The organism is Kocuria tytonicola (assembly GCF_003687455.1).
GTDB classification, from domain to species: Bacteria; Actinomycetota; Actinomycetes; order Actinomycetales; family Micrococcaceae; genus Kocuria; species Kocuria tytonicola.
Map to the genome: position 1 here is coordinate 24,262 of NZ_PHOA01000002.1, position 23,475 is coordinate 47,736.

The 23,475-nt window shown below is 66.9% G+C and carries 18 protein-coding genes and 1 pseudogene; 6 read left to right on the forward strand and 13 right to left on the reverse strand.

Going from position 1 to position 23,475, the window contains the following annotated elements; all coding sequences use genetic code 11:
* Positions 1-709 (forward strand): annotated as a pseudogene (locus CWC38_RS12290) (IS5 family transposase); the annotation flags it as partial.
* 115 nt (positions 710-824) lie between these two features.
* On the opposite strand, the gene CWC38_RS00530 reads toward CWC38_RS12290, so the two are convergent.
* Positions 825-1,990 (reverse strand): IS3 family transposase gene (locus tag CWC38_RS00530; RefSeq protein WP_121844906.1). Its coding sequence is split into 2 segments (ribosomal slippage): positions 825-1,703 and positions 1,706-1,990, totalling 1,164 coding nucleotides; the frame shifts between segments, so codons are not numbered across the junction.
* A 108-nt stretch (positions 1,991-2,098) separates the two neighbouring features.
* Between CWC38_RS00530 and CWC38_RS12650 the strand changes: the two genes are divergently transcribed.
* The gene (locus CWC38_RS12650) at positions 2,099-2,419 is read left to right on the forward strand and encodes an ArsR/SmtB family transcription factor (protein ID WP_121844907.1); all 321 of its coding nucleotides are present in this window, start codon (positions 2,099-2,101) and stop codon (positions 2,417-2,419) included.
* A gap of 56 nt (positions 2,420-2,475) precedes the next feature.
* Here the strand turns inward: CWC38_RS12650 and CWC38_RS00540 are convergent, their stop codons facing one another.
* Positions 2,476-2,826 carry a hypothetical protein gene (locus CWC38_RS00540; protein ID WP_124106130.1) on the reverse strand — a complete coding sequence of 117 codons (351 nt, stop codon included), beginning with the start codon at positions 2,824-2,826 and terminating at the stop codon, positions 2,476-2,478.
* A 471-nt stretch (positions 2,827-3,297) separates the two neighbouring features.
* Between CWC38_RS00540 and CWC38_RS00545 the strand changes: the two genes are divergently transcribed.
* On the forward strand, positions 3,298-4,323 hold the full coding sequence (locus CWC38_RS00545; protein ID WP_121844909.1) for a hypothetical protein: 1,026 nt from the start codon (positions 3,298-3,300) through the stop codon (positions 4,321-4,323).
* Here the strand turns inward: CWC38_RS00545 and CWC38_RS00550 are convergent.
* From CWC38_RS00550 to CWC38_RS00580, 7 genes are all read right to left on the reverse strand, one after another.
* The gene (locus CWC38_RS00550; RefSeq protein ID WP_121844910.1) at positions 4,295-8,527 is read right to left on the reverse strand and encodes an AAA domain-containing protein; all 4,233 of its coding nucleotides are present in this window, start codon (positions 8,525-8,527) and stop codon (positions 4,295-4,297) included. The two genes, CWC38_RS00545 and CWC38_RS00550, sit on opposite strands and share 29 nt — an antisense overlap.
* Positions 8,528-9,006: 479 nt before the next feature.
* Positions 9,007-10,371 (reverse strand): galactokinase, encoded by a 1,365-nt coding sequence (locus CWC38_RS00555; RefSeq protein ID WP_121844911.1) that lies wholly within the window; start codon positions 10,369-10,371, stop codon positions 9,007-9,009.
* A gap of 55 nt (positions 10,372-10,426) precedes the next feature.
* Positions 10,427-11,848: a sugar porter family MFS transporter gene (locus CWC38_RS00560; protein WP_121844912.1), complete on the reverse strand. Its 1,422-nt coding sequence runs from the start codon at positions 11,846-11,848 to the stop codon at positions 10,427-10,429.
* Positions 11,849-12,168: 320 nt separating this feature from the next.
* Positions 12,169-12,963 carry a CPBP family intramembrane glutamic endopeptidase gene (locus tag CWC38_RS00565; protein ID WP_165860307.1) on the reverse strand — a complete coding sequence of 265 codons (795 nt, stop codon included), beginning with the start codon at positions 12,961-12,963 and terminating at the stop codon, positions 12,169-12,171.
* Positions 12,964-13,157: 194 nt separating this feature from the next.
* Positions 13,158-14,123, reverse strand: coding sequence for a GNAT family N-acetyltransferase (locus CWC38_RS00570; protein WP_121844914.1), 966 nt, complete (start codon positions 14,121-14,123; stop codon positions 13,158-13,160).
* A gap of 4 nt (positions 14,124-14,127) precedes the next feature.
* Positions 14,128-15,510, reverse strand: coding sequence for a glycine--tRNA ligase (locus CWC38_RS00575; protein ID WP_121844915.1), 1,383 nt, complete (start codon positions 15,508-15,510; stop codon positions 14,128-14,130).
* Between the two features lie 266 nt (positions 15,511-15,776).
* The gene (locus tag CWC38_RS00580; protein WP_121844916.1) at positions 15,777-16,403 is read right to left on the reverse strand and encodes a winged helix-turn-helix domain-containing protein; all 627 of its coding nucleotides are present in this window, start codon (positions 16,401-16,403) and stop codon (positions 15,777-15,779) included.
* A 137-nt stretch (positions 16,404-16,540) separates the two neighbouring features.
* On the opposite strand from CWC38_RS00580, the gene CWC38_RS00585 reads away from it, so the two are divergent.
* On the forward strand, positions 16,541-17,722 hold the full coding sequence (locus tag CWC38_RS00585; protein WP_240624965.1) for an MFS transporter: 1,182 nt from the start codon (positions 16,541-16,543) through the stop codon (positions 17,720-17,722).
* Between the two features lie 78 nt (positions 17,723-17,800).
* On the opposite strand, the gene CWC38_RS00590 is transcribed toward CWC38_RS00585, so the two are convergent.
* Positions 17,801-18,994: an acyl-CoA dehydrogenase family protein gene (locus CWC38_RS00590; RefSeq protein ID WP_121844918.1), complete on the reverse strand. Its 1,194-nt coding sequence runs from the start codon at positions 18,992-18,994 to the stop codon at positions 17,801-17,803.
* Positions 18,995-19,145: 151 nt separating this feature from the next.
* Between CWC38_RS00590 and CWC38_RS00595 the strand changes: the two genes are divergently transcribed.
* Positions 19,146-19,706, forward strand: coding sequence for a MarR family winged helix-turn-helix transcriptional regulator (locus tag CWC38_RS00595; RefSeq protein WP_121844919.1), 561 nt, complete (start codon positions 19,146-19,148; stop codon positions 19,704-19,706).
* Here CWC38_RS00595 and mmsB read toward each other — a convergent pair.
* The gene (mmsB, locus tag CWC38_RS00600; RefSeq protein ID WP_121844920.1) at positions 19,648-20,604 is read right to left on the reverse strand and encodes a 3-hydroxyisobutyrate dehydrogenase; all 957 of its coding nucleotides are present in this window, start codon (positions 20,602-20,604) and stop codon (positions 19,648-19,650) included. The genes CWC38_RS00595 and mmsB overlap by 59 nt on opposite strands.
* A gap of 79 nt (positions 20,605-20,683) precedes the next feature.
* Positions 20,684-22,180, reverse strand: coding sequence for a CoA-acylating methylmalonate-semialdehyde dehydrogenase (locus tag CWC38_RS00605; protein ID WP_121844921.1), 1,497 nt, complete (start codon positions 22,178-22,180; stop codon positions 20,684-20,686).
* 240 nt (positions 22,181-22,420) lie between these two features.
* Between CWC38_RS00605 and CWC38_RS00610 the strand changes: the two genes are divergently transcribed.
* Positions 22,421-22,657, forward strand: coding sequence for an RNA-binding S4 domain-containing protein (locus CWC38_RS00610; RefSeq protein ID WP_121844922.1), 237 nt, complete (start codon positions 22,421-22,423; stop codon positions 22,655-22,657).
* A 123-nt stretch (positions 22,658-22,780) separates the two neighbouring features.
* Here the strand turns inward: CWC38_RS00610 and CWC38_RS00615 are convergent, their stop codons facing one another.
* Positions 22,781-23,425 (reverse strand): alpha/beta hydrolase, encoded by a 645-nt coding sequence (locus CWC38_RS00615; RefSeq protein WP_121844923.1) that lies wholly within the window; start codon positions 23,423-23,425, stop codon positions 22,781-22,783.
* Positions 23,426-23,475 lie beyond the last annotated feature (50 nt).

Genomic DNA, 23,475 nt, shown 5'->3' on the forward strand with positions numbered 1-23,475 from the left:
GTGTCGCGGTTGCAAACGCTCTCGGATGCCGAGTGGGACTTGATCGAGGACTTCATGCCGTCTTCGGACGGGCGGCGGGGTCGTCGGTTCTCGGATCACCGGTTGGTGGTCGAGGGGATCATCTACCGCTACCGGACCGGCTTCGCGTGGCGGGACCTGCCTGCGGAGTTCGGTGCGTGGCAGACGGTGCGGAAGCGACACCGCCGCTTCGCGGGCGACGGGGCCTGGGACAAGGTCCCGACGGCCTTGTTGACCAGGGCAGACGCTAGGGGCGAGATCGATTGGGATGTTGCGGTCGACTCCACCATTGCGCGCCCACCAGCACGCGACGAACACTAGGCGCCTCGCGGGGGCTCCATCGAATTACGTGATGCAGATGCTCGAGCCGGCGGATCATGCGATCGGACGATTGCGCGGCGGACTGTCGACGAAGGTCCATCAGTTGTGCGACGGCAACGGACGTCCCATCGGCATCGCGGTTGGGCCGGGGCAAGGCAGCGACTCGAAGATGTTCCCGTACCTGCTCGCTGCGGTTCGGGTTCCGCGCGAAGGGGCGGGGCGTCCTCGCACCACCCCTGATGCGGTGTTGGCAGACAAGGCGTACTCCTCGGGAGCTCACCGGACTCTGCTGCGCAGTCGAGGGATCACAGCCGTGATCGCTGAACCGCGGGACCAGCAGGCGAACCGGAAACGGCTTGGTTCTCGTGGCGGGTGCCCCCCGTTACCTTTTTCGTGGCGCCTTCCTCCGGGAGGATGAGGGCGTAGGTAGCCAGCCGGTCCCGGCATGATTGGGGCTGCCGCACGAACAGGTGACAGTTGGGGTGTCAGGCCGCGAGGCTCACGGCCGGGTTCATGATGGTCTCGTATTCGATAGGGGTCAATCGACCGAAGCGGGCCTGCCGGCGACGGCGGTGGTAGGTCCGCTCAATCCAGGTGATGATCGCGATTCGGAGCTCTTCTCGGGTCCGCCAGCGCTTGCGGTCCAGGACGTTCTTCTGCAGCAGCGAGAAGAAGGACTCCATCGCGGCGTTGTCGCCAGCGGCGCCGACTTTCCCCATCGAGCCCACGAGGTGATGACGGTTCAGAGCGTGCACGAACTTCCGTGACCTGAACTGGGACCCTCTGTCCGAGTGGACGATGCAGCCAGCGGCGTCGCGACGCCGGGATATCGCGTTGTCCAGGGCGTTCACCGCGAGGTGGGCCTTCATCCTGCCGCTGATCGAGTAGCCGACGATCCGGCCGGAGAACACGTCCTTGATGGCGCAGAGGTAGAGCTTGCCCTCTTCTGTCCAGTGCTCGGTGATATCGGTCAGCCAGAGTTCGTTGGTGTCCTCAGCGGAGAAGTCACGCTTCACGAGATCATCGTGGACCGGCGGCCCGGGGCGCTTCCCGTTCTTGCCGCACTTCTTGCCGAACACGGACCACCACTGATTGTCCCGGCAGATCCGCCACGCGGTCCGCTCGCACATGCGCTGGACAGCGGCCTCCGCTTCGCCGACCAGGAACCGATACCCGAACTCGGGATCATCGCGGTGGGCGTCGAACAACGCGTTCGCCCGGTGGGCCTCGACCAGGTCAGACTCCGTGACCTGTTGTTTTCGCCATCGGTAGTAGGGCTGGCGGGAGAGCTTCAGGACCCGCAGGGACACCGCGACGGGGATACCGTCGGCAGCGAGCTCATTCACGAGCGGGTAGAGGATTTTCCCGGCAGGTTCACCTGCGAGAGATACGCAGCGGCGCGGCGCAAGACCTCGTTCTCCTGCTCCAGCAGCCGGATCCGCTTACGCGCATCACGCAGCTCGGAGGACTCCTCGCGCGACTTGCCGGGACGGTTGCCGTCGTCGATGTCGGCTTGGCGGATCCATTTATGCAGCGTCATCTCGTGAACGCCGAAGTCCTTCGCGATCTGCGCGATCGTGACGCCATCCTCACGGGACCGGGCCACACGCACGACATCGTCGCGGAACTCTCGGGGATATGGAGCGGGCATGGTGCACATCCTTCCAGGCCGCCCTACGGGCAAGCCAGATCAGATGTCACATATCCGTACAGCAGCCCCGTATTTCGTATTTAGACGAAATACGTATATACTTTCCTTATGAATCAGAGCCTTGCCCGGCCAACCCCTGCAGAGCCGGTGAGTTCACTCGCCGAAGTGCTGTCGGCGCTTGGGAACCCTGTACGACTGGCTGTCGTTGTTGAAGTCGCCACCCGAGGCCCCCTCTCCCCCGGGGAGATCCAGGTAGACGTCGCAGCATCCACCCTCAGCCAGCACCTGGGCGTTCTACGTCGTGCTGGAATCATTCGCCAGGAGACAGTCGGCCTTCGACGCCCCTGCCACCTGCGCCGCAAGGAGCTCTCCGCAGGGCTTCCAGGCCTGCTCGATTGCGTGCTTGAACTCGCCGAAGGAAGCCACTGATGCCCCCCAACCGATCACTGCTGGAGTCCAACTTCCCCTTCGTCGACATCTCTCGCCTAGTCGCCGCAGATCGACGAGCCCCAGACCCGGCCTACCAGGCGCACCGCTGGTTCGCACGACGACCGCCAGCCCTTATCCGTGCCACCCTTCTTGCCGCGACCCGCGATCACGAATCGTCGATCGACTCGTTCTGGGCGGATTACGCTCAGCCAGACCATCACCTCATCGGCACGCATGTCCTCGACCCCTTCATGGGTGGTGGCACCACCCTGCTCGAAGCTTCTCGCCTCGGAGCCGGCGTCGATGGGCAGGACGTCGACCCGATGTCCGTAGAGCTCAATCGCCATCTTCTGACACCACCGTCCCGGGACGCGGTCGCGGAGGCGGGCAGTCAGCTCATCGCTCACCTCGAGCGTTCTATGGGGTGGCTATGGCCCTCGACGGAAACGGACAGCGAGTCGTGGCAGGCGCTGCACTATTTTTCGCTAGCGAAGGTCACCTGCCCCGGGTGCGACAGCATGGATCTGCTCTACCGAACACCCGTGCTGGCACGGAGTATCGGATGCCGCGGAGCCGTCGTCCGTGACTCGGCAGTCGATGCGTTCTGCCCTGAATGCTTGTCGCTGCATAGCCTTCCGGCGGACTCGCAAGAACTGATGTGCTGTGACCGGAAGTGGCCGCTTGACCAAGGCACGTTCCGGGCGGGCCGATACCGTTGCCCAACCTGTGGCCTGGCAAGCTCTCACGAGCGCCTCCAGACGGGCACCGCGCCGCGGACCGTGGTCGCCGTGGAAGAGACTCCCCCAGGGCGAGGGCACCGTCGCCTCAGGGCTCCCTACGACAGCGACGCTCCGAGCATCACAGTCCCCGACAATGCGGTGCTGGGGCTCGAGATCGAGGTGGGGCACGACCGCCGGCCCGTGTCGTACGGAATCAAGACGATCCGCGACCTGCACACTGATCGCCAACTCGCCTACCTGCTCGAAGCCATGTCCTGGATCAAGAGGGAAGTCCACAGCCCCCCGCTGGGCCGGGCCCTACGTCTGGCCGTGTCGACCTCGATCACGAGCAATAACCGCCTTTGCGGGTACGCCACGGACTACGGGCGCTTGGCACCCCTCTTCAGTGTCCGCGCCTTCGCGCTTCCCGCCCTCACTGTCGAACTCAACCCCCTACACACATCTGGAGGCCGAGGCACTCTGCGGGCGGCGCTTTCGAGGGTGGCCGCCTCTTGCTCGAACGAAGTACGCAGGAACGTGCTCCGTGGCGAAACTGTGACGCCCGAGCGCATGGCACTCGCAAGGTCTGCCGGGACCGTTGCGCCGGGTGACTCGGTAAAGGAAATTCACAGCACCCCGGCTGCGGACCTGTGCCTGACGGACCCGCCCTACTTTGACTTCATCCCCTACGACACTCTCAGTCAGGTGTTCCGTGCCTGGCTCGCCGGTCGGGATCTCGCGGGAGAACCCGTCCTGCCAGCCGGAGATGATCCCGTGCAACACTTCGCCCAGCTCCTGGGGACGGCTCTGGCCAACGCATCCAAGGCCTGCGTGCCCGGTGCGCTTGTGGCCTTTACCTTCAAAGGCGGAGAGCAGGGCTGGTCCGGCGTCGCCGGTGGACTCAGGCTCGCGGGCCTGCGCGTTACGGCGCTGTGGCCTGTCTTGGCCGACCCAGGCATGGGACATCACTCGGGAGCAGGCAACTGCGAATTCGACATGCTCGTTGTGTGCCGGCCCGCTCCAGTGTGTGAACCGGCCCCCGCGCATTTCGACCCCTCGGCCTGGGCGCGCGCCGTCTCGAATTGGCGACCGCTGTCGGAGACGGACCGGCGACACATGATCCTGGCCGCCAAGTCTCTCTCGCCCCTGCGAGCCGTTATGACCAGCGCAACTCCATCGGCCTGACATCTGCGCCCGTTTGGAAGGTGACGGTTCTGGTGTTCGCGCACACCTCGGTGACGAACCGCTTCATCATCGAGCTGTTGTCAAGCACCTTCAGATCGGAGGCTAGATGGTCTACCAGTGTGCGCGCCATGATAACGATGAGCTTGGTCTCCGGCCGCGAGGCTGTGACGTTGAATCGGTTCAGTGACTGGAGGAACTCTTCTTCGCCTGCAATCACGTCCGGGTCTCCCACGCCGTATGAAGCGATGATGATCTCCCTTTGCTGGCCTTGGAAGTGCTCCACGGTGTCGACTGTCTTGCCGAGGATTTCGAGGTCCGCCGTGGGCCACAGCCGCGCTAGCCGGGACGTTATCGCCGAACGCTGCGCGCGATGCGGCGTGACAATGCCTAGACCGCTGTTGAGGAAATCCTCGAGGTCGAGCGAGCCGGCACTTGGTTGGCTGCTGGCAGCTAGACGCGCATCGAGCAGGTGTGCCAGGGCGACGACGAGGGAGGCCTCCATCTCGTTGGACTGGCCGGACAGCTCGTCGTCATGCAGGAGACAGACCACAGGGGTCTCGGGGTCGAGTAGCGTCGCGTAGTCGTCGCTCCAGGGGAGATCGGCCGGCCAATCGTGGGGGCGGGAAGTGGGCACAGGCGAAGCCAGGGCCAGTCGCTTGCCTGGAGTGTGGGCCGTCAGCTCGAGTGGATAGCCCGCAATCTTGAAGGCCTCAATGATTTCGCTATTCGAGCGATAGTTGATCAACAGTTTCTGCTCGCCGACTCCCCGTTGCATGACGAGGAACTCGTAAAGGCTGCCGACCATGTGCTCAAGCCCCACAGGCGGCGCAACCTGACTGATCGGGGCCAGCTGAAGCTTGTCGCCCGCCACCACCACCGTGCTTTTCTCAGCCATCGAGATGAGGGAAACGATCGAAGAGGCAACATCAACTTGGCTTGCCTCGTCGACGACCACGACGTCGAACTGGACATCCTGACGAAGCTTCCTATTCCTGCTCCTGCCGCCCTCGGTGAAGACGAGCTTGTGGACCTGGTGCGGGTTCGCGGCGACGATTGTGACGTCGTTCCTACCTGGCGCCAGTCGGGCCCGCAACCGATCGGTGTCTTCGTCCGTGCCGTGGGAGGTGCAGCAGGCAATGACCGGGGCGGGCATAGGCGCCCTACCCTCGCTCTGGAGCCGCCACAGCTCGACGTCGGGCACCATGTTGGGAAGGAATCCAGCGACAGACTTCAACACGTTGTCTGTGGCATCGTAGGTGTTGGCCGTCAGCAGGATTCGCACGCCCTCGCCCTTGCCTTTGGCGTCCAGGACGGCCCCAGCGAGGATCCGCGACAGTGTGCGGCTCTTCCCGGTCCCTGGCGGCCCCCAGATCACGCTGAGACGGTGGGTGAGTGCGTGCTCGACCGCAGCCCACTGGTTGTCGTCAAGGGTCTGACGAGCCGCTTCAAGCTCGTGTCGCAGATAAGGCACGTTGCGAGCAACGGCGGTGCCAGCCATGGCCGCGCTGTCCCAAATGAGGTCCTCCACCGGCACACGCGGCGTGGACCTAACGTTGCTGGAATTGCCAGTGGCCGTTGACGACATCATGTGGTCGAGCGCCTTGGGGGTCTTGCCGATGGCCATCAGCGTCGTCTTCAGCCGCCCGGACATGATGTCGACGGAGAGCTTTTCCAGGCTAGTCGCTCCCGTCAAATCAATGAGCCCGGCATCCATCAGTCGCCTGCGCCAACGGGCTCCGTCCTTATACTCGACGCCCTTGACAGCAAGTAAGCCCTTTGTCCGGTCCATCCCCACGATGTCGACCCCGAGCACTTTGTCCATGGTCAGGTACGCCACCCCTGCGGCCTGAGCATCTCTCAGCAGCCCTGCTGCGGTTGCCCCCCGCCTCTGCAGGTAGTAGTCGAACCGCTGAGTGAGTAGTTCAGTGTGATCCTCCGGCACGATGGCGCACGCGAACTCGCCCTCGCTGAACTTCGCATCCCGACTGGCCTCGGCGATCCGATAAATCTCGATCTCCGGGCCCGACAGTTCAAGCTGGACCATCGCATTGTCCCGGTCGGCTCCGACCAGCAGCTCGCTGAGGCGGGCGGATTCGAAGGACGCTTCTCGCTCAGACGCGGTTAGCGCATGAATAGCAGACACCGCCTGCGATGCTACTGCCGCCTTGAGCTTGGTGTGTGCATACCAGAGAAGCTCATCAGAGGTCATCTTGCCGGGGTTATCGAGAGCCTTCAGGTACTTGACCTTTGGCGCCCACCTCCGCAGGCCGTTCCGGGCGCCGAGGTCTTCGCGAAGCCGCTCACGCACAGCCTGCAACGCAGACAACTGCGTTAACGTCATCTTGAAAGCCTGCTGTTGGACGCGCGCACTCCCGCTGGCCTGCTTCCATTTTTCGTGGGCGCGCTCACTGGGAATCTGGCTAGAGAACGGATCCTCCCACAGATCTGTGGGAGGGGCGAAACCATGGGCGCTTCCGTAGGCCTCCGAACTGTGGTAATCACGAGCGGTGGAGAGCAGTGAGTAGTAGAACGGGGTGCGCGTAGCCAGCAACGAGTCCACAGGTTGGTTTACGACACAAATTGCTGGCTCAAGGACCAGTCGGGCGTTGGCGAGGATCTCTTCTGGCGGGAACAACCAAGCCAGGCTTTTCGCTCCTCCCGGCTGGGCGAGGACCGCATCCAGGTGGCGGCCAACGACCCTGCAGATATGGTCGTAAGTCAGCTGGTCCCAGACATAAACCTGCAGAGAAGCATTCTCGTCGTGTTTGCGAACCTTTTCGACGAATCTGCCAATTTTTGCGAGAAAATTGATGACCCTCGTCTGCTCCTCGTCGATTTCCCGGCGCTCGACAATCTCGACAACACGGAACGATATTGGCTCGGCGAGCCGGTTATTTCGGGTGCCGGAATATATACCGTCGGCACCGAGGGTGAACGTGATTGCTGTCGACGAGTCGAAGTTGGCAACAACGTGGATCTGCGCGTCCGCCCATCGAGGCAGGGAGGCGGTAGCGATGTTGCCCGGGATGAGGCTTGCGTCACCGTCCGAGCGGATCCGGTCGGCTCTATCGACCGTCACGCTCCGACGCCCTCGGAGGCTGTGGTGCTCGTCGAACACTTCATCAGAGGCTGTGGTGACGTCTGCGACGGTCTGGACCGAATTGCGGTCTAGAACTCCCGCTGCGCCCCGGCTCAGTCTAGGGATGCGAGATAAGTGATCGCGCACCTCCGTGGTGGGGATGCACGAGTTCGGCGAGGGTGGCTGTGCGTTGGACCACCTCATACCCAGGTAGTCACAACCACGGCACAGAGCGTTGACGTGAAAGGGAAGAGCCTGCCAGTCGGGTTCGTCCATCGCTTTCGGCAGGTGCTCACCGAAAAATTTCTGTAACGAGTGGACAAGAACTGCGGGCTGAGCAATAACAAGGTCCTTCTCCACTGAGCCCAGAACTTCGCCGGGCGTCAGCTTTCTACCCTCGGTCGCGGCGTAGAGAGCAGTCTGGTGAAGGGTGCTTCCGACATGGGAACCCGGCCAGATGCCCGGGTCAGCTCGCACTAGGAATTCTTGCTGCAATGACTGGTCCTCAAGCCAACCAGCGAGGGCAACGGCGTAGAAGACGGCCTCCATAAGGTATCCGGTACCAGGGTCTTCATTGAGCTTGATGTCGAGGATGCGCAGCTGCCGGCGATTGTCGCTCTTCAGGATCGGTCGCATGCCCCCATCGGAGAGCACCTCGTTGCCTTCCGAGCCAGGCTCCATGACAAAGATGAGGTCTGGCCGTAGCTTGGTGAACTCGATCGTGTGGCCTGCCTGGCTGAGAACAGGAAAATGGCGCCGAAAGGTTTGCCCCACGCTGTATTCGTGTTCGACCAGCACCTGCGATGGCGCGGTCCGAGCAAGGCCGGCCTGCGTGATCGGGATGTTCTGGTAAGTGGTCTTACCGGCGGATGAGACGGCGTGTTCTTCGACGACGAAACCGGCGGGCAGTTGTTGTATGAGGTCCTCCACACAAGTGTTGGCCCATTCCTCTCCGGCTGCGGCGCGGTCTGTAAGGCCCGGGCGGGGGTGCTTCTCTGGCATTGCATCGAGCCCCGACTGCTGCTTGCGGGCCGGCTCTGGAACTAGATTGATTCTCAGCTGTCGAAGGCAACTCGACGAGAGGAATGCAGTCATTGCCTGCTTGCTGATCTTGTAGGTGTTCATCCAAGGAGCCTCTCGTTCACGTTACTGGTGATATAAGTTGTATTGCCAAGCACATGGCGCCTGGCTCAGCTCCGAGAGCCTGGCCCTCATAGTAGTTGAGCCCCCAGGAACGAGGGCTTCACCGTGGTCGATGCGGTCCTGTTTCCACCAGTTCCGCTGGGTACGGGGAGAGATCCCGCCATGTGCTTCTCCCACGGCGGTGTAGGCAACCCATCCCGAGCACTGCTCCGCACGGACTCGCTCCTCGATGAGCTCCAGGGCACGGGCCTTGAATTCGGAGCTGTAGTTCTGAGACATGTTCTGATCCTCCTTGAGGAAGCATGTCGGAACGAAACCCAGAGCTCTTCAGGTGGGGCGTTGTCTGCAACCGCAACTACTGCTGATGAACATCCGGATCTCGCCAGAATGGTCTCCCCAGTGCCCCTGCCGGGGTACCGGCCCACGTCACGAACCGCTTGCTCAACTGCTCCCGGAACACGTCAGCGGACCCGGCGCCCGGCGGGCGACGGGTTCAGGGTCAGGAACAGAGGGTCGCGGAAGCCGTGGTCTGAAAACGCCGAGCACACGGAGTCGGCCAGCTCGTCCAGCGCGTCCTCCCGGGCCAGGGCGATCACGGAACCGCCGAAGCCGCCGCCCACCACCTTGGCACCCAGGGCGCCGGCGGCCAGGCACGCGGTCACGGCGGTGTCGAGCTCGGGGACGGTGACCTGGCAGTCGCGGCGCATGGACTCGTGGCCGGCCACGAGCAGGCGGCCCACGAGCGACCAGTCCGGGTCCGGGGAGGAGAGCTGGTCCGCTATGCGCACCGAGCGGACCATCTCCGTCAGGGAGTGGCGCAGCCGCAGCCGCACACCTTCCGGGTTGCCGCGCAGGGTGACCCCGGAGGAGACGAGGTCGTCGAAGCGTTCGAGGACCGCGGCCGCGTCGTCCTCGGTGGGGTGCTCCGGCAGGGCGTCGCGCAGGCGGGCCACGCCCAGGACGGCGGCCGCGGCCTCGCACTCGTCCCGGCGGGAGCTGTACTGGCCGTCCGCGAGCCGGTGCGGGGCGCGCGTGTCCACCGCGAGCCACGTGAGACCGGCGGCGGAGGGATCGGCGGGCAGGTGGGTGGCGTCGAAGTCGCGGCAGTCCAGGGCGATCATCTCGCCCGCGTGCGAGCGCAGGGAGGCGGTCTGGTCCAGGCCGCCCGTGTTGGCGCCCACGATGTAGTTCTCGGCATCCATGCACGCGCGCGCGAGGGCGCGGCGGTGGGCGTCGTCGGGGTCGTCCTCGCCCGTGTGCAGCGAGTGCAGCGCGAGCGCCACGGAGCACTCCAGGGCCGCGGAAGAGGCGAGTCCGGCGCCGATGGGCACGGTGGAGTCCACCATGAGGTCCGCGCCGAACTCCGCGGGCAGGGCGAGCTCCGGTACGGCCACCGGGTGCGCGGAGGCGCCCGCGGCCACACGGTTCATGCCCCAGGCGACGCCGGCGGCGTACCCGAACCAGCCGCTGATCCCCCCGGGGGCGATCTGCCCCACGCGGGTCTCCCGCAGCCGGTGGTCCGCCACGGACTCGTCCGCGTCCTGCAGGGACAGCGCCCGCAGCACCCCGTCCGTGCGCGGTGCGGCGGCGGTGAGGGTCACGTACTGGTGCGCGAACGGCAGGCACATCCCGCCCGAGAAGTCGATGTACTCCCCCATGAGGTTGGCGCGCCCGGGCGCGGCCCACACCCCCGCCGGCGCGCGGCCGTAGGCCCGCTCGAAGCGCTCGCCCAGCTCCCGTGCCCGGGCGGCGACGTCCGGCTGGGGCACCCACTGCGGGCACCCGGCTTCCTCCGGCGGGGCGACGACGCTGGCTTCACAGGACACGGACGGTTTCCTCACGTGGTGGATCGGGTGGTGCGGGGTGACACGCCATTGTCCCCTACGCGCCGCGGAAGTGCTGCTCCAGCTCCTCCAGGGTGCGGTCCTTGGTCTCCGGGGCCACACGGTGCACCCACACGAGCGCCACGAGCTGCAGGGCCACGAAGATCAGCACCGTGTACCCCACCCCCAGGGCGTCCGTGAGCAGGGGGAAGGTCAGCCCCACCACGAACGTCATCATCCACAGCAACCACGCGCACGCGCCCATTCCCACCCCGCGCACGGACAACGGGAAGATCTCGGACATGTACAGCCACGTGACGGTTCCCACGCAGCACTGCTCGAAGCCCACGAACACCACGATGCACGCGAGCACCGCCCACGGCCGGGCCGTACTGTCCTCGGGGATCAGCAGGTAGCACAGCGCGAACGCGGTCAGCGAGGTGATGGTCCCCGCCAGCCCGGTGAGCAGCAGCGGGCGCCGGCCCACGTGCTTGAGCAGCACCATGGCGAGCGCCACGGCGGCCACGCCCACGAACCCGGGGATGATGTTCGCGTAGAACGCCCCGTTGCCGCCGAAGCCCGAGTCCTGCAGCACGGTCACGCCGTAGTACTGGATGGCGTTGATCCCGGAGATCTGGTTGATCACGGCCATGGCCGCACCGATCCCGAAGATGCCGCGGATCCACGGCACGCGCACGAGGTCCAGCACACCGGCGGCGGGACGGTCCGCGTCCTGCGCGGCGAGCTCCCGCACGCCCTCGGCCTCGTCCCCGGTGTAGGCGTGCTGCCGGATGCGCTGGAGCACCCGCACCATCTCGTCCAGGCGGCCGCGGCGGGCCAGCCAGCGCGGGGACTCCGGCACCACGGCCATCCCCACCCACAGCACCAGCGCGGGCACCGTGGCGAGCACCTGCATGTAGCGCCACACGTGCGGGATGTGCCCGAACGCCGTCGCCAGACCCGCGTTGAAGACGAACGCGAGCGCCTGCCCACCCACGATCATCAGCTCGTTCTGGGCCACCACCCGCCCGCGCAGGTGGGCGGGCGCCAGCTCCGCGAGGAACACGGGCACGATCACCGACGACGCACCCACGGCCAGTCCCAGCACCGCACGGAACGCCACGAGCACCCCCACCGAGGGGGCGAGCGCGCAGCCGAGCGTCGCGGCCACGAACAGCACCGCGAGCACCGTGAGCACACGACGCCGCCCGAAACGGTCCGCGAACCGCCCACCGAACGCCGCGCCCCAGGCCGCGCCGAACGGCAGGATGGAGGCGACCAGCCCCTCCAGGAACGGAGTGAGCCGCAGGTCCGTGACCAGGGAGGGCAGAGCGCCGTTGATCACGCCGGTGTCGTAGCCGAACAGCAGCCCGCCGAACGTGGCCACGGTGGCGATCAGCCGCAGCCGCCCGTTCAGGGGCTGGGTGTCGGGTGGAGAGGCCGCGCGGTCCGAGCGGGGTGTCACCTGGGAGCCGGTCATGGAAGTCCTTTCGTCCGTGAACGTCATACCACGGTCCTCACCGCGGAAAGCACATGCGCGGGGGTGGGGCGGTGCTCGGGCAGGCCGCGCATGCGAAGGCCCTCCCGCCGAGTGCTCGGAGGGAGGGCCTTCGCGGCAGGTGCTAGGGGTGCCCGATATTCGTCGGGTGCACGCGGTCCCCGCGTGCACCTCCCCCGCAGCTGGGTAGAGGATCAAGGTATTGCCATGACCCACTCCCCAACCCGCCGCAGCACATTCCCGCCACCTTTCATACTGGGTCTGGCGAGGCAGTCTTCAACGACGGGTCTGATGGGCGGGCGTCAGGAACGAGCGCGACGGTGCCGGACAAGAAGGTAGACAGTGGCTGCGGCAAACATCACCGTGGCAACCACGGAGCCCTCGAAACCAAAACCGCCGCCGGTGAGCCAGCTCGGAGACCCGTCCACCGTGGAGTAGTGCGCCATCCGAGTTGCGAAGGGGTTGTTCGACACAGCCGCTCCCCAGATGTTCCCCTGCGCCCAGTTCCACACGGTGTGCCAGGCACACGCGGCCCACAGGTTGCCGGTGACATACGTCCACGCCGCCAGGAAAGTGGCGAAGAGGAAGAGATTGAGCACCGTCACAACGGTTGCTCCACCGTTCGAGCTGTGCAGGGCCGAGAACACGACTGCCTGGAGGAGGAACGCAGCAGGTGCACCCCAGCGGGCGAGGGCCTGACTGAGGTACCCCCGGAACACGATCTCCTCGGTGGAGCTCTGAATCGCGAATCCGACGAGGACGATGAGAACACCTCCGAGCGCACCCCAGGAGAAGGATCCGAGAGTGGCGGTTCCTGCGATCAGATTGACAGCCACAACGATGGCGGTCATGCCGAATCCCACCAGGCTGCCCACGAGGAGACCGCGGAATGCTCCAGCGGTCAACCCGACACTGCGAATCGAGCGTTTCTCCTTGAACTTCACCCATGCCAGCAGGGCCAGTGCCCAGCCCAGGAACGGGACGGTGAGGCCGAGCTGAGCGATCATCGACTGAGGCGGAGTGTCGTCAACCATCAGCAGCGGCAGAAAGACGAACTGGCCAAGCATCGCCAGGCCTGCGACGAGGAGTCCGACCACTGGCCCAGTAGGACGCCGTGCCTCCTTCATTCCCTGCAGGATCAGGGGAGGTGAGCAGGATCCCGGAGATCTTGACGTGATTTCATGACGAGGCGAGGACGCGGAGGACATGATTCCCTTTCGAGTAGCGGCAGTATTGGTGGACCCATGCCCTCCTCTTCGAGGGAAAGGGCGATGGGGATCCATCGTGACACCTAGTCCAGGACCAGGGTCTCGGTCTCCGTGACCACCCGTGCCACCCCGGCGGCCAGGAGGTTGTCCACCACGGCCACCAGCGGGCCCATGGAGTCGTCCACCTGGATCTCCACCGGGTAGTCGCTCACGAGCAGCGCCAGCAGGGTCTCCAGTGCAGCACCGGACTGCTCCGGGGTGGCGCCGGCCGTCCCGGGGACGTAGCCCAGCAGCACGTCCGCCACCTCGTTCGGCAGGGGCTCGTCGTGCGGGTTGGCGGGGTCGAACGGGCGGTAGCTCACGGCGAAAGCACCGATCGGGCCCTTCCCCTCCGTACCGTCCACCGTGCGCCGCAGCACCACCGCGCCGTAGGCCCCGGCGGTGTCCGAGAGGAACTGCTTGTTGACCGCCCCGATGCTCACGTCCCCCACGGGATCCCACGCGTGCACCGCACGGTAGAAGGCCTCCACCGCCCGGGTGAGCTCCACCGAACCGGACGCGAGGTCCTCCACGGACTCCGCGTCCGAGCCGTCCGCGTTCTGGCCCATCGTGGGCTGCGGCAGAGCACCGGCGTCCACGCGGACCACGCGCGAGCGCATGGTGTGCACGAACCCGAGGGAGCGGGCGAAGCCCTCCCCTGTGGAGCCCGGGGTCATGCGCGTGCGCAGGGCCTCGACGGGAGCACCGGCCTCACGGGCCGCTGCCCGCAGCCGGGACACCAGTTCCCGCCCGATGCCCTCGTGGCGGTGGTCCGGGGCCACCTCCACGAACAGCCACAGCCGCTGCGGGTGCCACGCGGAGGCGTAGCAGACCCCCGCGGCGACCGGGACGTCGTCGTCGGTGGCCACCAGCGTCGTGGAGAAGCCGCTGTGGTCCTCAGCACCGAGCCGGGCACGGAACGCCTGGACGGGCGCGGACTCGGCGTCGGGCCACAGTTCCAGCAGGCGGAGGTCGTCGTCCTCCTGCCAGAGGCGGTAGTCGATGCTCATGCGCTCACTTCTCCAGGCGCTCGGCCAGGTACTGCTGCACGCGGTCCAGGCCCACGCGCTCCTGGGTCATCTCGTCCCGGGAGCGGATGGTCACGGCCTGGTCCTCCAGGGTGTCGAAGTCCACGGTGATGCAGAACGGGGTGCCGATCTCGTCCTGGCGACGGTAGCGGCGCCCGATGGCCCCGGCGTCGTCGTAGTCGATGTTCCAGCGGCGGCGCAGCTCGGCGTCCAGGGTCTGCGCGGCGGGGCGCAGGTCCTCCTTCTTGGACAGCGGCAGCACGGCGGCCTTGACCGGGGCCAGACGGGGGTCCAGGCGCAGCACAGTGCGGGTGTCCACACCGCCCTTGGTGTTGGGCGCCTCGTCCTCCACGTACGCATCCACCAGGAACGCCATCATGGAGCGGGTCAGCCCGAAGGACGGCTCGATGACGTACGGGGTGTAGCGCTCGCCGGAGGCCTGGTCGAAGTACTGCATCTTGGTTCCGGAGGCCTCGGTGTGGTTGCTGAGGTCGAAGTCCGTGCGGTTGGCCACGCCCATCAGCTCACCCCACTCGGAGCCCTGGAAGCCGAAGCGGTACTCGATGTCGATGGTGCCGTCCGAGTAGTGCGCGCGGTCGTCCTCGGGGACGTCGTAGCGGCGCATGTTGTCCGGGTTCACGCCCAGGTCCACGAACCAGTTCCAGCACGCCTCGACCCACTCGTCGAAGTACTGCGTGGCCTCGTCCGGGTGGATGAAGTACTCGATCTCCATCTGCTCGAACTCGCGCGTGCGGAAGATGAAGTTGCCGGGGGTGATCTCGTTGCGGAACGCCTTGCCGATCTGTCCGATGCCGAACGGCGGCTTCTTGCGGGCGGCGGTGACCACGTTGAGGAAGTTCACGAAGATGCCCTGGGCGGTCTCCGGGCGCAGGAAGTGCTTGCCCTCCTCGTTGTCCACGGGGCCCAGGAAGGTCTTCATCAGACCGGAGAACTGCTGCGGCTCGGTCCACTTGCCGTCCTGGCCAGTCTCCGGGTCCTTGACGTCCGCCAGCCCGTTGACCGGCGGGTGCCCGTGCTTGGCCTCGTACACCTCCAGCAGGTGGTCCGCACGGTAGCGCTTGTGGGTGTGCAGGGACTCCACCAGGGGGTCCGTGAACGTCTCCACGTGCCCGGAGGCCTGCCACACCGCGGACGGCAGGATGATCGAGGAGTCCAGGCCCACCATGTCCGCGCGGCCACGCACGAAGGTCTGCCACCACTCGCGCTTGATGTTCTCCTTCAGCTCCGCACCCAGGGGCCCGTAGTCCCACGCGGAGCGCGACCCGCCGTAGATCTCCCCCGCCTGGAACACGAAGCCCCGGCGCTTGGCCAGGGAGATGACATTGTCCAGGGTGGATTTCGGGGCCATGCGGTCTCACTTCCGTTTCTCGCGCGGGCCTCGCGAGGGCTCGCGCGTGGGGATCGGTGGGCTCAGGCTCTCGACCCGCGCGGGCAGAGCCGTTCCGCTCCAGGGTAGCGAGGTTCCGCAGGCCGGACCTAACCCCCGCGCACGACGACGCCGCACGGCGGACTCCCGCGCGCACCGCCCGCCGCTCAGTCCGTTCGGATGCTTCGCCCCCCGAAGCGCGTGGGAGTGATTCCCGGGGCCACGAACCGACGCCGGGCGGCACCCGCTCACTCGTCTGCTTGGGGTCTGTCGTGGCTGTGGTGTTCGTCTGGAAGAGAGAAGGAGTGCAAGAAGATGCGAACGCGTCTCTCTCCGGCACGTTCCGATGTGTCGCCCGGCATCTTTCCTTCACCTTTGCGGCGCTGCTCAGCGGCCTCCGAGTGACGTTTGAGGGTGCGCAGCATCTCTGTCGTGAGCGCAGCCAACTCCTCAGAGGTCATCCACTGCGTGTACGTCGTCAGCGTTCCTGCCTCAGACCACGGGGAGTCTCTGGCTGAACCCGCGACCGAGCGGCGGAGATCGTTCACCACTGCTTCGACGGTCCAGTCCCGCAAGCCCTCCACCACCACGGCCGGTGCAGTGCCGACGTCTTCGAAGGAGAAGCTTTGCGCCCGCCACCACCGCTGCCGACTCGACCCCGACCCCTCGACCTCACCAACGAAGCCGTACTTGGCCAGCTGGCGAAGGTGGTAGCTCGTCTGCCCACTGCTCTCCCCCGTCTGCCGAGCCAGCATGCTGGCCGTGGCCTGCCCCTGATCTTCGAGCAGGCGATACAGCCGCATCCGGAGCGGATGGCTGAATGCCTTCATCTGCTCAGGCGTCATCGCCACGGGCAGGTTCTTGTCCTCATCCATATACAGAGATACCTTTGCAGAAATTCCTTTGCACAACTTGGTTTGTACTCAGTCTAGAGGTGCCCATGGTCCCGCTCCATCGTTTGTCAAGCCCCCGCCGCGTTCATCCTTTCCATGCTCACCTCGGCGCGGTGGGCATGGCAAACCTGGCAGACGGCGTCATGCAGACGGGCATTGGCCTTCTGGCGCTCACCCTGACCCGGTCCCCGTCCGCCATGGGCGCACTCAGCGCCGCGGTCTGGCTCCCATGGCTCCTCCTCGGTTTGAGCGCCGGCCGAGGAGTCGACCGGTGGGACCGTCGCCGTATCATGATCGTTGCGCTGACCATGCGCGCGATCCTGCTTCTCGCAGTCACCGGTCTGGCGATGGCCGGGCATCTTACGATCCTGATCTTGGTTTTTCTGGCACTGTCCTACGGGATCACCGAGGTGTTCGTGGACCTGGCTGCACAGGCACAGGTCCCCGCCTTGACAGGACGGTCATCCACCGAACTGCAACGCGCCAATGCGCGCCTTCTCTCCCTCGAGCAGATCACCAACGGATTTATCGGCCCTCCCCTAGCCGGATTGCTCGTCGGCTTGGGCGCCGCATGGGTGCTCGGGCTCCCCGCCGTCGCCGTCCTCGCCGCGGTGCTCGTCCTTTTCCTTGGTCTGCGGCGCTGGCGTGCCCCCGCGACGCGAAGCGCCCCTGAAGATGATGAAAAGAACCATCTGAATGGCGGACTCAGGATTCTGTGGCGCCACCCGGTACTTCGACCCCTGATCTTCTTTGGAGCGCTGTGGAACGCCGGTTCCACCGCGATGGGCGCCGTGCTACTGCTCTGGATGGTCGGGCCGGGTTCCGCAGGGGCCTTGACCCCGCAGACGTGGGGGCTGGTTGTCATCGCTCTTCCTGCCGGCGCCTTGCTTGGTAGCTGGCTGGCCACCTATCTTTTGCGACGACTGCCCGAGATGACCGTCTTGCTCTCGTGCTGGGCCGTCGGTGCCGCGGCCCTTGTCGTCCCCCTGATCTCTCCGAGCGTGGCCGGTATGGTGGCCTACGGCTTGATCGCCGGAATAGCCGGCGTGATTGGAAACGTTGTGTCCGGCTCCATACGGCCCCGCATGATTCCTGACGCCCAGCTCGGACGGGTTGGGGGTGCCGCGCGTTTCGTCGGTTTCGGGATCATGCCTGTGAGCGCCCTGACCGCAGGGCAACTTGCAGCCATCGTGGGAATCCCGGCCATCATGATCGCCGCTGCCGTCACAGCAGAGCTGGCGACACTGTTGGCGGGAGCCACCGTGAGCCAGAAGCTCATCAACGCCCACGAACTCACCTGAGTCGAACAGAGCGGCGATGGTGACGCAACGGTGTCACCTGCCGCTTCGTTGACCCATCACGTCGTTAATTTCGAACACCTACGAAACGAACGCGGAGACGCCCGTGAGGGCGCGGGCCACGATGAGCGAGTTGATGTGGTAGCTGCCCTCGTACGTGTGGATGGCCTCGATGTCCGCCATGACCTTGGCGATCCCGTACGGACTCAGCAGGCCGTTGCCACCGAGCGCGTCCCGGGCCTGCGCGGCGGACTGGCGGGCCAGGCGCGTCGCGGTGGACTTGGCGAGGGCGGCCTGCATCATGGCGAGCTCGTCCGCCTCCTGGACGTGCGTGAGCTGCGCCATCATCCCGGAGCTGGCCGCCAGGTTCCCGGCAACCTCCGCGATCACCTGCTGGACGAGCTGGAAGCTCGCGAGCGGCCTGCCGAACTGGATCCGCTCCAGGGCGTAGTCCCGCACGATGTCCAGGATCGCCTGCTGGGCGCCCACGGCCTGCCAGCCCACCCACGCGCGGGAGTCCTTGAGCAGGCCGTTGGCCGCCTGGAAGGACGCCGCACCGGGCAGGAGTGCGTCAGCGGGCAGCCGGAGGTCCGTGAGCTCGATGTCCGCGTTCTGCATGATGCGCAGACCCATCTTGTGCTCGATCTTGGTGGCCGCGTACCCCGGCAGGGACGTGTCCACCGCAAAGCACTTGACGAGGCCGTCCGCGGTGTCCCGGGCCCACACCAGCGCGAGGTCCGCCACGGTGCCGAGCCCGATCCAGCGCTTGGAGCCGCTGAGCACCCACCCGTCCGCGTCCCGCGTGGCGGTGGTGGCAAGACCACCGGCGATGTCCGAGCCGTGCTCGGGCTCGGTGAGGCAGAACGCGCCCAGCTGCCGCAGCTCCATGAGCCCGGGCAGCCACGTCTGCTTCTGCTCCTCCGAGCCGAAAGCGGCGAGGGTGCCCACGATCAGCTCGTTGTGGATGCCGAGCAGCGCGGACAGCGAGAGGTCCGCGCGGGCGATCTGGGTGTGCACCAGGCCCTGGAACAGACGGGAGCCGCCGTCCTGGACCAGCCGCCCCAGTCCGAGCTCGGCGAGCCCGGGCAGCAGCTCCCGGGGCAGCTCCTCCCGGTTCCACGGGTCCACGCTCTGGTGCCGCACCTCGTGCTGCAGGTACTCCGAGATGGCGTGCAGCCGCTCACGCTCCGCCGCGCCGAGCTGGTGCTCCAGGTGCAGCAGGTCCGGGGTGGGGAGGGATGCGGTGGCGCGCTGGGGTGATGCGGCTGGGCTCATGGTCCTGGTCCTCGTGTGGTGGGCAGGTCGATAGTGGTACGTCCAACTATAACGGATTCATGGATTTTCCGTGGTGCGGATCACATGGGGTGCCCACGCCCGGGGCTGCGCCGCTGCGAGCCCGCAGGCCGGTGCCCACTAGAATGCGGGCATGCCCCAGCACGAGCCCCTCCCCCGCGATCCCATTGCCGAAGCACGGCGCAACTGGGAGCGCGAGGGCTGGACGCAGGCCGCCGGTCCCATGGCAGCCGTGACCTCGATCATGCGCGCACAACAGCTGCTGCTGGGGCAGGCGGACCGCATTCTCAAGCCGTTCCGGCTCACGTTCTCCCGCTACGAGGTGCTGGCCCTGCTGAGCTTCGCACGGGAGCACAAGATGCTCATGAAGAAGGCGAGCGCCCTGCTGCAGGTGCACCCCACGTCCATCACCAATGCCGTGGACCGTCTGGAGGACGCCGGGCTGGTGCGCCGTGAGCCGGTCAGCACGGACCGCCGGGCGGTGAACGTGGCGCTCACCCTCGAGGGTCTGGAGATCGTGGAGCAGGCCAGCCGCGCGCTGAACGAGCAGCTGTTCCTGACCACGGGCTTCGAGGAGCAGGAGGTGGAGACGATCGTGGCCGCACTCAGCGGCTTCCGTGCGCGCTCCGGGGACTTCACTGCTCCCGAGAACCTCCCTGTGAGTCTTCCCCCGTCCCCGCCCGCAGCGTCGTGATGATCCCGGAGAAGTCCTTGCCTGCGTGGCCGTCCGTCACGAACTGGTTGTAGAGCTCCGCAGCCAACCGCCCCATGGGCGCCGTGGCCCCGGTCTCGTCCAGCGCGGTGGCCGCGAGGTTGAGGTCCTTGGCCATCAGAGCGCCGGCAAAACCGGGTTCGAAGTCGTTGTTGGCCGGGCTCGTGGGCACGGGGCCGGGAACCGGGCAGTTGGTGGTCAGTGCCCAGCACTGGCCGGAGGCGTTGGAGACGACGTCGAACATCGCCTGGTGCTCCAGCCCCAGCTTCTCCGCGAGCACGAACGCCTCGCTGACCGCCACCATGGACACACCCAGGATCATGTTGTTGCAGATCTTCGCGGCCTGGCCCATGCCGTTGCCGCCGCAGTGCACCACGCGCGCGCCCATGATCTCCAGCAGCGGCCGCACGCGCTCGAACACCTCCGGCTCACCGCCCACCATGAACGCGAGGGTCCCGGCGGTGGCGCCCACCACTCCCCCGGAGACCGGGGCGTCCGCCGCGGTGAACCCGGCGTCCCGCGCCAGCTGGGCGGCCTCCTGCGCCTCGGAGATGTTGATGGTGGAGCAGTCCAGGAACGTGGCACCCGCGGGAGCCGCGGCGAGCAGGCCCTCGGCGCCGTCGGCCCCCGTGTAGGCGTCGATGACGTGCCGGCCGGACGGGAACATGGTGATCACCACGCCCGCCGCGCGCACGGCATCCTGCGGGGTGTCCACCACGTCGACCCCCTGCTCGCGGGCCGCCGCGCACGCCTCGGGGACGATGTCGTAGCCGGTGACCCGCACGCCCGCCTCCACGAGGTTCGCGGCCATCGGGCCGCCCATGTGGCCCAGGCCCAGGAAGGCGACGGCGGGGAGCTGCTGGCTGGTGGTCTCGGTCATGACGTTCCTCGTTCCAGGAGTGGTGGAGATCCGGGGGTGGTGGAGTGCCGGGGGGCTGCGGACGACGACGCCGCGCGGCTCAGCTGCCCGCGGGCATCACGAAGCTCGCGCCCTCCTTGGCACCGGAGGGCCAGCGCGTGGTGACGGTCTTGGTCTTGGTGTAGAACTTCAGCCCGTCCGTGCCGTGCTGGTTGAGGTCCCCGAAGCCCGAGGCCTTCCAGCCGCCGAAGGTGTAGTACGCGATCGGCACGGGGATGGGGACGTTCACGCCCACCATGCCCACGTCCACGCGGGTGGTGAAGTCCCGGGCGGTGTCCCCGTCACGGGTGAAGATGGCCACGCCGTTGCCGAACTCGTGCTCGCTGGGCAGGCGCAGGGCCTCCTCGTAGTCCGCGGCGCGGGCGATGCACAGCACCGGGCCGAAGATCTCCTCGCGGTAGATGCTCATGTCCGTGGTCACGCGGTCGAACAGGGTGGCGCCGACCCAGAAGCCGTCCGGGTAGCCGTCCACGGTGGCACCGCGGCCGTCCACCACGAGCTCGGCACCCTCCTTCTCACCGGCGGCGATGTAGGTCTCGATGCGCTCCTTGGCCTGGGCGCTCACCACCGGTCCGAAGTCGGAGGACTCGTCCAGGGACGGGCCGAGCGTGAGCGTGGCGATCCGCTCCTCGAGCAGTGTCCGCAGGGTGTCCGCGGTGGCCTCCCCCACGGGCACCGCCACGGAGATGGCCATGCAGCGCTCACCCGCGGAGCCGAAGGCCGCGCCGATCAGCGCGTCCGCGGTCTGCTCCAGGTCCGCGTCCGGCATGATCACCATGTGGTTCTTGGCGCCGCCGAAGCACTGCGCCCGCTTGTTGTGCGCGGCCGCCGCACTGTAGATGGACTGGGCGATGGGTGTGGAGCCCACGAAGCCGATGGCGCGCACCCGGGGATCCTCGATCAGCGCGTCCACCGCGGTCTTGTCCCCGTGGACCACGTTCAGCGTGCCCGCGGGCATCCCGGCCTCCAGGGCCAGCTCCGCGAGCCGCACCGGAACGGAGGGGTCCCGCTCGGAGGGCTTGAGCACGAAGGTGTTGCCCGCGGCGAGCGCGATGCCGGTCTTCCACAGCGGGATCATCGCGGGGAAGTTGAACGGGGTGATTCCGGCCACCACGCCCAGGGGCTGGCGCAGGGAGTGCACGTCAATGCCCGTTCCGGCGCCGCTGGAGAACTCGCCCTTGAGCAGGTGCGGTGCACCGGCCGCGAACTCCACCACCTCGATGCCGCGCTGGATGTCACCCTTCGCGTCCGGGAAGGTCTTGCCGTGCTCGTTGGAGAGCAGGGTGGCCAGCTCGTCCATGTTCTCGTTGATGAGGTCCACCCACTTCAGCAGGATGCGCGCGCGCCGCTGGGCGTTGAGCCCGGACCACTCGGGGAAGGCCCGCTCCGCAGAGCCCACGGCCTCCGCGACCTCCTCGGCGGTGGCCAGGGGAACCTGCGCGCTCACCGCACCTTCCACCGGGTTGTAGACGTCCTGGGTCCGGCCCGAGCCGCCCTCGGTCCTGCGGCCGTGGACGAAGTGGGGAACGAGGGTCATGGCTGCTCCTGGGGTGGGGTGTGATGCACGTCTCCCCCGAACGTAGCCCCACTTCGTTGGACGTGCAACTACTTTGGCGCACGACGCCGCCCGGGTGCGTTCACGTGTCGCCTCGCGCGCCCTGCCCTCGCACGTCCCGGCACCGGCCGTCCTGACCCGTGGCCCACCCCGAGCACTCCGGAGCCGTCTGAGACACCTGGGGCTTCCGCGCACTCCCAGAGCACCTGAGACAATGTGCCCATGAGTGACAACGCCTACGAAGAGCTGCCGATCCGCGACGAGATGATCCGCCTGGGCCAGGCCCTGAAGCTGGCCAACCTGGCCGAGGACGGGCACGTGGCCAAGACCCTGGTGGCAGAGGGCAGGGTGACGGTGAACGGCGCGGTGGAGACCCGGCGCGGCGCCCAGCTGCACCCGGGCGACGTCGTCGCCGTCGAGGGCTCCGGGCTGCCGGGGGTGCGTCTCGTCTCCGCGTGACCGTGGCGAGCTGCGCGCCGACGCCGCATGGAAGGAGACGCGTCCGTTCGGCACCCGGGTGGGAACTGACGGGAGCGCGGCCACGGCCCCCTGAGGCAGGTCGTGGAGAGCCGTGGACCCGGCTCAGCCCACCAGCGCGCGCAGGTACTCTCCCACGTGGCCGATCTCCTGCGGGGACACCCCGTGGCCCACGTTGCGGTACTGCACCTTGGTGGCGTCCGCGTGCTGCTGCATCCACTCCGCGGTGAAGTCCACCATCGCGGGCGGGATCACCGGGTCCTCGGGGTCGCGGCCCCAGAACATGGGCAGGGGCTCCTCGCGCAGGGCGGTGTCGTGGAAGAAGTCCGCCTGGGCGTCGTCGTGCGCCACCGGGACCACGAAACCGGAGAGACCCACCACGGCGTCCACCAGGTCCGGGGCGTGACGGGCCACCGTGGTGGCCATGGCCATGCCCTGCGAGAAGCCCAGCAGGATCACGTGGGTGTGCTGCAGGGACTCGTCCCGCAGCCACTCGACCACCGGCTGCGCGGCGGCCACCACGGCGTCCGTGGTGAAGCTGAGGTCATCCGCGAGCGGGAACCACTGGAAGCCCATCCCCGCGCGCTGCGGCGCACGCACGGCGACGTAGCTGAAGGACTCCGGCAGGGACTCGCTCAGGGCCATGAGGTCCCCCTCGTGCGAGCCGTAGCCGTGGAGCAGGACCACCAGCGGGGTGCCTGCGCGGTCGTCGGGGTCGTTGTTCCAGATCACGTGAGGGGCTTGCTGCATGCCACCATCCTGGCACGCGCTGCCGGTCCCGGAAGTCGCGTCCACCCCTT

What these genes read in the sequence shown, in the direction of transcription:
- CWC38_RS12650 (WP_121844907.1), top strand. Translation starts at nt 2,099, where the DNA reads ATGAATCAGAGCCTTGCCCGGCCAACCCCTGCAGAGCCGGTGAGTTCA.
- CWC38_RS00550 (WP_121844910.1), bottom strand. Translation starts at nt 8,527, where the DNA reads ATGAACACCTACAAGATCAGCAAGCAGGCAATGACTGCATTCCTCTCG.
- CWC38_RS00560 (WP_121844912.1), bottom strand. Translation starts at nt 11,848, where the DNA reads ATGACCGGCTCCCAGGTGACACCCCGCTCGGACCGCGCGGCCTCTCCA.
- CWC38_RS00570 (WP_121844914.1), bottom strand. Translation starts at nt 14,123, where the DNA reads ATGAGCATCGACTACCGCCTCTGGCAGGAGGACGACGACCTCCGCCTG.
- CWC38_RS00575 (WP_121844915.1), bottom strand. Translation starts at nt 15,510, where the DNA reads ATGGCCCCGAAATCCACCCTGGACAATGTCATCTCCCTGGCCAAGCGC.
- CWC38_RS00580 (WP_121844916.1), bottom strand. Translation starts at nt 16,403, where the DNA reads ATGGATGAGGACAAGAACCTGCCCGTGGCGATGACGCCTGAGCAGATG.
- CWC38_RS00585 (WP_240624965.1), top strand. Translation starts at nt 16,541, where the DNA reads ATGGCAAACCTGGCAGACGGCGTCATGCAGACGGGCATTGGCCTTCTG.
- CWC38_RS00590 (WP_121844918.1), bottom strand. Translation starts at nt 18,994, where the DNA reads ATGAGCCCAGCCGCATCACCCCAGCGCGCCACCGCATCCCTCCCCACC.
- CWC38_RS00595 (WP_121844919.1), top strand. Translation starts at nt 19,146, where the DNA reads ATGCCCCAGCACGAGCCCCTCCCCCGCGATCCCATTGCCGAAGCACGG.
- mmsB (WP_121844920.1), bottom strand. Translation starts at nt 20,604, where the DNA reads ATGACCGAGACCACCAGCCAGCAGCTCCCCGCCGTCGCCTTCCTGGGC.
- CWC38_RS00605 (WP_121844921.1), bottom strand. Translation starts at nt 22,180, where the DNA reads ATGACCCTCGTTCCCCACTTCGTCCACGGCCGCAGGACCGAGGGCGGC.
- CWC38_RS00610 (WP_121844922.1), top strand. Translation starts at nt 22,421, where the DNA reads ATGAGTGACAACGCCTACGAAGAGCTGCCGATCCGCGACGAGATGATC.
- CWC38_RS00615 (WP_121844923.1), bottom strand. Translation starts at nt 23,425, where the DNA reads ATGCAGCAAGCCCCTCACGTGATCTGGAACAACGACCCCGACGACCGC.